At 42.0% G+C, this 5,075-nt stretch carries 2 protein-coding genes; both read left to right on the forward strand.

Annotated features, from left to right (window positions below; translation table 11 throughout):
* The first annotated feature begins 25 nt into the window (after positions 1-25).
* Positions 26-4,873, forward strand: coding sequence for a non-ribosomal peptide synthetase (locus J8L97_RS22320; protein WP_211052891.1), 4,848 nt, complete (start codon positions 26-28; stop codon positions 4,871-4,873).
* A gap of 5 nt (positions 4,874-4,878) precedes the next feature.
* Positions 4,879-5,075, forward strand: a 197-nt coding sequence (locus tag J8L97_RS22325; protein ID WP_211052892.1) for a hypothetical protein, incomplete at its 3' end; no start/stop codon positions are given.

The raw sequence follows: 5,075 nt of genomic DNA on the forward strand, positions 1-5,075 counted from the left end.
GCAACATCAGGCTGCTGAGGGGCTAGTGACGTTTGAGGGACCGAGAAATACATCTGAACAAAATTTGCTGAAAATATGGCAACGACTACTCGCAAATGATGATATTGGTGTGCACGATCATTTCTTTACGGTGGGTGGTGATTCGATTCTGGCAATTCAGCTGGTTGCTAAAGCGCGCGAGTGTGGATTGCATCTTACGCTTAAGCAAATAATGGAAGCGCCCTCGGTGGCAGAACAAGCGCTACTTGCTCAGTCGCACACTCAGATAAGTGCTGAACAAGCCCCTTTGACTGGGGAATTTACCTTACTCCCAATCCAAAAACGCTTTTTACAGCAAAGCATTGAGCCTGCCTTACATCATTACAATCAGTCAATTATGCTTAATGTCCCACTTGAGTTGTCGAAAATGTTTTTACAAGGGGCGATGTATTGCTTACTTAATAGGCATGATGCTTTAAGATTGAGGTTTATTGCCAATAACGATGATTGGCATGGCCAGTTTATGGCAATAGAGCAGTTACAACTAACGCGATGTGTTGAGGTTGTTACGCTTGAAAGTTGGTCAAAGGCAGCGGTTACTGACATATCAGCCCATGCACAAACTAACTTTGATATCTCCGCTGGTCATTTATTTAAGGCCACTTTAATAACGAGCGACACAGAAGCGCGCTTGCTATTGGTTGCTCACCACCTTGTTATCGATGGTGTCTCTTGGCGTGTTATTGTTCAAGATTTACAACGTTTATGGCGACAACAACAAAATAACGCGCGTTTACAGTTACCGCAAAAAACGTCATCAATACAACAATGGAGCTCAAAACTAATAGCGCATAGCGATAATTTTTTAGCAAAAGAAGGTACTTTTTGGCAGCAACAAATGGCATTAGGTAGTGAGTTATTACCATTTTCGAAACGTAACATGCAACCAAGTTTACGTACCCAAAGTAAGACACTAGGACTTACTTTATCAGATGAAGTAACTGGGAAATTGATTGGCTCAGCCAATAAAGCGTATCACACGGGTGTAGATGATTTGTTGCTAAGTGGTTTGGCGATAGCTTTATATGAGACCTTTGCAATCGAACGTATTGCAGTAGCGCTTGAAAGTCACGGACGAGTCCCTATTTTTCCTGAGTTAGACTTAAGCGAAACGGTGGGATGGTTTACGTCAATGTACCCATTACTGTTGAACGTCGAAAAATCGGATATTGCTGGCACCATTATTTCTACGAAAGAGCGTAGACGGTCAATTAGAGATCATGGAATTGGGTTTGGGGTAATCGAAAATCTCAAAAATGCAAACGATCTAGGTTTATTGCAACAGTTTGAACCGCAAATACTATTTAACTACTTAGGGCAAATAGAAGCTTCTGCGGCGCATGCACAAGATGGATTTTCACTTGCAGATGAGCATATGGGATCAAACCTCCATGCTGAGACTTTGCGAGATTTTGCCATTGCGATAAATGGTCAAGTCAGTGACGGTAACTTGCGGTTTGTGATTGATTATAGTGATGAGCAGTTTCACTCGGAAACGATGCTGCGATTCAAGGAGTGCTTCATTAGAGCGTTGCAATCCATTGCCGACCATTGTGAAGGGTGTATACCTAAACTCACCACTTCAGATGTACCGTTTGTTGCCTTTAAACAACCTCAATTAGATAAATGGCAACACCGTTTTGGGATATTGAGTGGAGTTTACCCTGCAACACCGCTACAGCATGGTATCTATTTTCAAAGTCAAATGGATGAGCAGGCCTACCTCACGCAAGTTGTGACAGAGATCCGCGGGGATTTAGACGTTCAACGAATGTCGTACGCTTGGCAACAGGTAACACAAAGGTATGACATGCTGCGTAGCTGTTTTGCGATTGAGCAAAATGGACTTTATCGTTTTGTACTGGCAAATCCAGTAGAAATGCCAATACGGTATTTAGATTGGCGTGAATTAAACGCAGAACAACAGTGTAGCGCTTTGCAAAAAATACGACAGGAGGACCGTGAACAAGCAATGGCGTTGAACTCAGCTCCATTGCATAGAGTAACCATTGTACGCTACCAATTACAGCGCTATGCACTTATGTGGACCCATCATCATATTATTTTAGATGGCTGGTGTATTCCAATAGTGTATCGAGAGTTATTACGCACGTATTTTGGTGATACGAACAATCATAAAGAGCCGCTACCAGCCCCTGTTTCACTAGATGGTTATTATGACTGGTTGCAAAGAAAAGATAGGCAATCAGCCTTGAATTATTGGCGTGAATACTTGAGCGACTTTAATGGTCCAACGTCACTGCTAAACCAGCAAACTTCATCTGAAGAAAAGGGCTATACAGAACTAAGCTGGCAATTAGATGAGCACACTAGTCAGCAATTAAGTCTGTTGGCGAATGAAGCGAAAGTAACACTAAATAGCGTGATCCAATGGGTTTGGGGTTATTTGTTACAGCGTTATAGCGGCAATCAAAAAGTGTTATTTGGCACTGTGATATCAGGCCGTCCTGCCGAAGTTAATAATATTGAAAAAATGGTGGGATTATTTATTAACACGATTCCAGTTAAAGTAGACTTTACTGGTGATCTCTCTTTACTTTCTCAGCTTAAACGTCTCCATGATAATCAACTTAATGGTCAAGAGAATGGCTTTTTAACATTACCTGAGATTCAACAGGAAACGGCCATACCTGCTGGTGTGGATATGTTTGATAGTCTTGTTGTATTTGAGAACTATCCAAGTGATATTGCGACTGAACGCTCAAAAAGCGATGCTGAAATAGTGATTGAAAATAGTGAAAGTGCTGAATCTAGTGCAGTGCCGCTAACGCTTATAGTGAGTAACGGGCACAACGTGCATCTGACACTAGGTTATCGCAGAGAGTTTTTCCAAGCCTCGGAAGCGGAACAACTGAAGCACCATATTGATGCTATTTTTAGCCAAGTGGCGAAGAGAAAAGAACTAGGAAACATCAACTTAATTACTCATGATGAGGCTGCATTATTAGCAAAGCAGCATGACACTCAGTACGCATATGATTTGTCATTACTGCCACATCAATATGTGGCGAAATTTGCGCAAAGCAGGCCACAAAGTCCAGCAATATTCGATGGTGAGCAAGTGCTTACGTATCGAGAGCTAGATGAAGCAGCTAATCGTCTTGCTAGGTTATTGCAAGAGCAAGGGGTCACAGTAGAAAGTTTTGTGGCCTTATACCTTGAGCGCCATAGTAGTATGGCCATTGCAATTCTAGCTGTGTTCAAAGCTGGGGGGGCTTATGTGCCTATTGACCCTAGTATGCCAGATGATCGTAATATCGGGGTTTTGGATCAACTGGGAGATGTGTGTGTTTTAACGCAGAATCATTTGAAAGATCATACGTGTTTACGTACACGTCAGATCATTGTATTAGACACTGAGCAAAGCCAAGAAAAACTTGGTCAGTACCCATGCACGACATTTGAATTGCAAGGGTTAAGCCAGAAAAACTTGGCCTATATGATTTTTACATCTGGCACCACAGGTAAACCAAAAGGGGTGATGGTAGAACACCAAGCTTTGTTAAACCGAGTGCTATGGATGCAGAAACAGTATGGCATGACTAAGCATGACAAAGTACTGCAAAAGACTCCTTATAGTTTTGATGTATCGGTGTGGGAGTTTATTTGGCCGTGGCTTGTAGGTGCAAGTATCGTAATGGCCAGACCTGGAGGGCATAAGGAACCTAAATATTTAGCTGCCTTGATTCAGGATAAGGGGGTGACACACTGTCACTTCGTTCCTTCGATGCTACAAGCATTTTTGCAGCATAGTAATGTCTCAGACTGTAAATCGTTGCATCAGGTCTTTTGTAGTGGTGAAGCATTACTGTTCAATCATCGGGAGCAATTTAGGCAGGTATCTACTGCACAGCTTCATAATTTATATGGCCCTACAGAGGCCGCAATTGATGTGAGCTACTGGGATTGCCGTAAGGATAACTCACAAACACACAGTATTCCTATTGGATATGCTATTGATAACATTAACTGTGTTGTCGTCAGTGCCGACATGGTCGAGCAGCCTATAGGGATACCTGGTGAGTTGTTGATTGCAGGAGCAGGATTAGCCAGAGGGTATTTTCAACAAGCACAATTAACTCAAGATAAATTCATTGAGGCAAATATATATAATCGCCCACAGCAACGATATTACCGAACAGGTGATTTGGTACGTCGTTTGGCTTGTGGCGCCATAGAGTTTTTAGGTCGTTTAGATCATCAAGTGAAAATTAGAGGACTCAGAGTCGAACTGGGTGAAATACAGAGCGCAATTGAGGCATGTGATGGCATTGAACAAGCATTTGTAAGTTTGCAAATACGTAACTCAAGAGAGCATCTGGTTGCTTTTTGTGCAAGCGCGATGGATACAAAGGTTTTATCGGAATCTTTGCGTGAGCAATTACTTTTGTCGCTTCCAGATTATATGGTGCCGAGCGTATTTATTGCGCTAGATGTGTTACCGGTAACAGCCAATGGGAAGCTTGATCGAAATGCACTCATGGAAATGGAGATCTCTGCGCCAAAAGCTGAATATATAGAGGCACAAACCATAACGGAAATAGCGCTAGAGGAAATCTGGCGGCAGTGTCTTGGTAATAGTGAATCACTAAGTATTACTCAGACCTTTTTTGCTTTAGGCGGTAACTCGCTTCATGCAATGAGTATTCTCGATCGAATCCAGATACATTGGAATTACCCTTTTGAAATTGCAGATTTATTTGCTTTCCAAACAATCAAGGAATTGGCGCAGTTTATTGATGCAACGCAATCTCAACCTATCTCAGAGCAGCACAATGCTGACAGTGAGACCTTTGAAGAAATGGAGTTTTAATCAAAATGATAAACTTGCTTGAAGAGCTAAAACAAAAAAATATTCAGCTAGTTTCAGATTCTGGCACTTTGAAAGTAAAAGCACCAAAAGGCGCAATGACTGCTGCGTTGGCTGAGCAAATAAAAACGCATAAACCTCAGTTGTTGCACTTTCTTGAAAGGAAAAATAACTCTGAACGAGTGGCAAGAACTAAATTGGCAAA

Origin of the sequence: Pseudoalteromonas sp. MMG012 (genome assembly GCF_018100875.1) — a bacterium.
Lineage (GTDB): Bacteria > Pseudomonadota > Gammaproteobacteria > Enterobacterales > Alteromonadaceae > Pseudoalteromonas > Pseudoalteromonas aurantia.